We start from the raw sequence: 4,980 nt of genomic DNA, 5'->3' as shown, positions 1-4,980 counted from the left end.
CTTGCCCGAAATATCCCGGGGGCCCGGGGGCAGCGCCTCCGCACACCCGCCACCCAAGACCCGCGCCGCGCCCCGGCCTCTCACCTTGCCCGAAATATCCCGGGGGCCCGGGGGCAGCGCCCCGCACACCCGCCGCCCAAGGCCCGCGCCGCGCCCCGGCCTCTCACCTTGCCCGAAATATCCCGGGGGCCCGGGGGCGGGGCCCCCCCCCCCCCCCCCCCCCGACCCCGGGCAAAGGTTGACGCTTCGTTAAAACCGGGCCACAAGCCATTGATTTTATTTGACCGATTGCATGTCCCTTCAAGGGACACCCCTCGCATCCGCTGCGGCCGGGACGTCCTCGGGGGTTTCCGAAGGGGGCAAGCGGCCCCCTTCGGCGGGGGGGGCCGGGGGGCGGCGCCCCCCGGCGCCCCGCTCAGGCCAGCCGGCTGACCACCACGGTCACTTCCGGTTTCTTGCCGATCTCCTCCATGGCCACCTGGCGCACCACCCGGCGCACGCCGTCGTCCAGCTTCTCGTCGTCGCGCAGCACCTTGGCGCCGGCGCGGTCCAGAAACTCGGCCAACTCGGCCTCGATCGTCTCCGACAGCGGCCGCCCGCCCTTGCCCGTCTCGGGCAGGCCCATCAGCTCGGCCCAGGGCTCGCCCAGCGGTGCATCGTCCTCGTCCATCAACAGCGTCACGATGACATGCCCGTTCAGCGCCATGCGGATCCGGTCGCGCACCACGCCGTCCAGCGCCCCGACCAGCACCGACCCGTCCAGATAGACCCGCCCGGTCTCGATATACTCCGCCAGCTCCGGCGCCTCGCCGGTCAGGTCCAGCATCATCCCGTTCGGCGCGATTTCCGACACCATGCCGTTGGCGGCCGCCAGCCTCGCATGTTCGCGCAGGTGGCGATGCTCGCCATGCACCGGGATCACCATGTCCGGCAAGACCAGCCGGTGCAGCGTTTCCAGATCGGGGCGGTTGGCATGCCCGGACACATGGTAAAGCCCGCCCATGTCGTCCACCACCTCGACGCCCAGTTCCGAATAGGCGTTGACCACGCGCAGCACGTCGCGCTCGTTGCCCGGGATCGTGCGCGAGGAAAACAGGAAGGTATCGCCTTCCTTCATCTGCAGGCCCAGATACTTGCCGCGGCTCAGCTGCGCGCTGGCCGCGCGCCGCTCGCCTTGCGTGCCGGTCACGATCAGCATCAGGTTCTGTCGCGGCACCTGCACCGCTTCCTCGGGGCTGATGGTGGGGGGAAAGCCGGTCAGGATGCCGGTTTCCTGTGCCACCGACACCATCTTGCGCATCGCCCGCCCCATCAGGCAAACCGAGCGGCCCGCGGCGCGCCCGGCCTCGGCCAGCGCCTTGACCCGGCTGAGGTTCGAGGCAAAGGTCGTGGCCGCGATCAGCCCCCTGGCGTTGGCCACCAGCTCGCGCAGCGGGGCGTGCAGGCTGGATTCCGAACGGCCCGGATGGGTCGAGAACACGTTGGTGGAATCGCAGGTCAGCACCTTGACGCCTTCGGCGCCGATGGCGGCGAAGACCTCGGGGTTCCAGGGCTCGCCCACGCCCGGATCGGGGTCGAGCTTGAAATCGCCCGAATGCAGGATACGCCCTGCCGGCGTCTCGATCAGCAGCGCGGCACTTTCGGGGATCGAATGCGACACCGGCACGAACTGCACGCGGAAGGGTCCGGCCGCCACCCAGTCGGGCCGCGGCGCGTGGATCTGCACGACCGAACTGTCCAGCCCCTGCTCCTCGAGCTTCAGCCGGGCCAGCGCGCCGGTGAACTTGCGGGCATGAACGGGGGCGCGCAGCCGTGGCCACAGGTGCCCCAGCGCGCCGACATGGTCTTCGTGGCCGTGGGTGATGAAGATGCCCTCGATCCGGTCGGCACGCTCGGCCAGCCAGTCGACGTTGGGCATGATGAGGTCGACGCCGGGCGTGGTGTCCATGTCGGGGAAGGTTACACCCAGATCGACGACGATCAGCCTTTCGCGCCCTTCGGGCCCGTAGCCATAGACATAGCAGTTCATGCCGATCTCCCCTGCGCCTCCGAGGGGAAGATAGATCAGGCGGTTGGCGGTCATGCGGACTCCAGTCTGCGGTTGTGGTCGTGGATCAGGACCAGGCCGTGCATGGTCAGATCGTCTTCGACCGCGTCAAATACGTCGGTTCCCTGTTCGAACAAGGGGGCAAGTCCGCCGGTGGCGATCACCTTCATCGGGCGGCCACGTTCGGCCCGGATCTGGCGGACGATGCCTTCGACAAGCCCGATATACCCCCAATACACGCCGGCCTGCATGCAGGCCACCGTATTCGTGCCGATCACCCGGTCGGGGCGCGAGATATCGACATGCGGCAACGCCGCGGCGGCCATGTGCAGCGCCTCGAGCGAAAGGTTGACCCCGGGCGCGATGACCCCGCCGATATAGGCGCCGTCATCATCGACCACGTCGAAGGTGGTGGCGGTGCCGAAATCCACCACGATCAGGTTGCCGCCGTGCCGGTCGAACGCGCCGGCGGCATTGACCAGCCGGTCGGGGCCGACCGTGGTGCCCTGATCGACCCGCGGCGGATGCGCCAGCACGCAGCCCGGCTTGCCCACCACGCGGGGGCGGCAATCGAAGTAGCGGTTGCAGAGCACCCGCAGGTTGAACACCACACGCGGCACGGTGGAGGAGATGATGGCATCGGTGACCTGCACCTCCAGCCGGTTGAGCATGAGAAGCGAGGAGAGCCAGACGAAATATTCGTCGGCGGTGCGCTTGTGATCGGTGGCGATGCGCCAGGTTGCCAGGAAACGCGCGCCGTTCCAGATGGAGAACACGGTGTTGGTGTTGCCGCAGTCGATGGCCAGAAGCATGAAGCGTTCCTTTCGCTGAACCCGCCGGGGGCGCTGCCCCCGGACCCCCGGGATATTTGCAACAAGGTGAAAGACAGGCGCAATCAGAAGTAGAGATCGGCCGCCGGCAAGGTTTCGCGGCCCCGGGGCGTACGCAGCACCAGGGCGCCGCTTTCGTCGATGGTTTCGAAGATGCCGGTGCGGGTGGCGGTGCCGGTGCGGGCGGTGACGGTTTCGCCCAGGCGGGTGGCCTGCGCCAGCCAGGCGGCGCGGATCGGGGCGAAGCCTTGCGCGGCGAGCGTCGCCTCGTGGGCCGCGAAGGCGGGGGCGAGGGCGCCGAGCAGCGCCTCGGGCGCAAGGCGCAGGCCGGTTTCGGCCAGCACCGAGACAGGCGGCGTGGCGCCGGGCTCGACCTCGGCCGGGTCGGGGGCTGCGATCAGGTTGACGCCGATGCCCACGGCCAGATGATCGACTCCGCCTTGCGAGCCGAGCGATTCGAGAAGAATGCCCGAGACCTTGCCGCCGTTGAGCAGCACATCGTTGGGCCATTTCAGCGCGAAAGCCGAGGGCAGGCCGGTGAGGCGGCCGAGCGCCTCGTGCAGGGCGAGCGCGGCGATGAAGCTGCGCAGCGCCGCTTGCGCCGGGCCGCCCGACGGGCGCATCAGCAATGTGGCGTGGAAGTTGCCAGGCGGCGACACCCAGGGGCGGCCGCGCCGGCCGCGCCCTGCGGTCTGGAAACCGGCGAGGATCCAGACCGGGCCCGAACCGGCGGCGGCGCGGCGCGCGGCCTCGGCGATGGTGCTGTCGGTTTCGGCCAGGACGACCCGGCCGACCCCGGCAGGCCAGTCAGCGGACAAGCGCCTGCGCCGCGGCCAGCGCGGGGCCTTCGATGCCGAGGAGGTTGACCACGCCCGCCAGCATCACCACCGCCGACGCCATCATCAGCGCCCACTGTGCCGGGGCCATGCGGGTTTCCAGCGCCTCGCCTTCGCGGCCGAAATACATGAAGTAGACGATGCGCAGGTAGTAGAAGGCGCCGATCACGCTGGCCACCGCCCCCGCCACCGCAAGCCAGGCCATGCCGGCATCGACCGCGGCCTTGAGCACCGACAGCTTGGCGAAGAACCCGAGCATCGGCGGCACGCCGGCGAGGCTGAACATCAGCACCAGCAGCGCCAGCGCCTTGGCCGGCTCGACCTTGCCGAACTGGTGCAGCGCGTCGATGCTGGAGACCGGGCGGCCGTCGCGTTCCATCGACAGGATGAAGGCGAAGGTGCCCACGTTCATCGCCACGTAGATCGCCATGTAGACCAGCATCGCCTGCACGCCCTGGGCACTGCCCACCGCCACGCCGATCAGCGCAAAGCCCATGTGCGCGATCGAGGAATAGGCCATCAGGCGCTTGATGTCGCGCTGGCCGATGGCGGCGATGGCGCCCACGAACATCGACAGCACCGCGAGCGCCGCGATCACCTGCCCCCAGTCGCCGGGGATGGCGCCGAAGGCATCGTGCACCAGCCGGCCGAACAGCGCCATCGCCGCCACCTTGGGCGCGGTGGCGAAGAAGGCGGTCACCGGCGTGGGCGAGCCTTCGTAGACGTCGGGGGTCCACATGTGGAAGGGAGCGGCGGAAACCTTGAACGCGAGCCCCGCCAGCAGGAACACCAGGCCGAACAGCAGGCCCAGCGGCACTTCGCCGCCGAGGGTGGAGAGGATGCCGGCGAACTGCGTGGTGCCGGCGTAGCCGTAGGTCAGCGAGGCGCCATAGAGCAGCAGGCCCGAGGACATCGAGCCGAGCACGAAATACTTCAGCCCCGCCTCGGTCGAGCGCAGGCTGTCGCGGCGCAGCGCAGCGATGACGTAGAGCGCCAGCGATTGCAGCTCCAGCCCCATGTAGAGCGTGATGAGATCGCCGGCAGAGACCATCACCATCATGCCCAGCACCGAAAGCCCGACGAGGATCGGGTATTCGAAGCGGTCGAGGCCGCGGCGCTGGACGTAATCCTGCCCGATCACCAGCACGGCCGCGGCCGAGACGAGGATCACCACCTTGGCAAAGCGGGAGAAGGCGTCGTCGACGAACAGACCGCCGAAGGCGATGCGGTCGCCGCCGGTGGTGCCGACCCAGGCAGCCAGCGCCAG

General features: G+C 69.3%; 4 protein-coding genes. All 4 read right to left on the bottom strand.

Annotation, left to right across the window (positions count from 1 at the left end; translation table 11 throughout):
• Window positions 1-415 precede the first annotated feature (415 nt).
• Window positions 416-2,083, bottom strand: coding sequence for a ribonuclease J (locus ACK4S2_RS15560; protein ID WP_409626443.1), 1,668 nt, complete (start codon window positions 2,081-2,083; stop codon window positions 416-418).
• Window positions 2,080-2,859: a type III pantothenate kinase gene (locus tag ACK4S2_RS15555; protein ID WP_409626440.1), complete on the bottom strand. Its 780-nt coding sequence runs from the start codon at window positions 2,857-2,859 to the stop codon at window positions 2,080-2,082. The genes ACK4S2_RS15560 and ACK4S2_RS15555 overlap by 4 nt, the downstream gene beginning before the upstream one ends.
• Before the next feature lie 83 nt (window positions 2,860-2,942).
• Complete coding sequence (locus tag ACK4S2_RS15550; protein ID WP_409626437.1) at window positions 2,943-3,695, bottom strand: biotin--[acetyl-CoA-carboxylase] ligase; 753 nt, start codon at window positions 3,693-3,695, stop codon at window positions 2,943-2,945.
• A partial coding sequence (gene nuoN, locus ACK4S2_RS15545; protein WP_409626434.1) for an NADH-quinone oxidoreductase subunit NuoN occupies window positions 3,685-4,980 on the bottom strand: 1,296 nt, incomplete at its 5' end. The genes nuoN and ACK4S2_RS15550, both read right to left, overlap by 11 nt.

This window comes from Gemmobacter sp., assembly GCF_046292685.1.
Taxonomy (GTDB): Bacteria; Pseudomonadota; Alphaproteobacteria; order Rhodobacterales; family Rhodobacteraceae; genus Wagnerdoeblera.
Note: the sequence above shows the minus strand (reverse complement) of the source record. Positions and strands in the feature narration are given on the sequence as shown.

Bases quoted from the DNA above. Each gene is read 5' to 3' on its own strand.
- ACK4S2_RS15555 (WP_409626440.1), bottom strand. From the start codon at position 2,859: ATGCTTCTGGCCATCGACTGCGGCAACACCAACACCGTGTTCTCCATC.
- ACK4S2_RS15560 (WP_409626443.1), bottom strand. From the start codon at position 2,083: ATGACCGCCAACCGCCTGATCTATCTTCCCCTCGGAGGCGCAGGGGAG.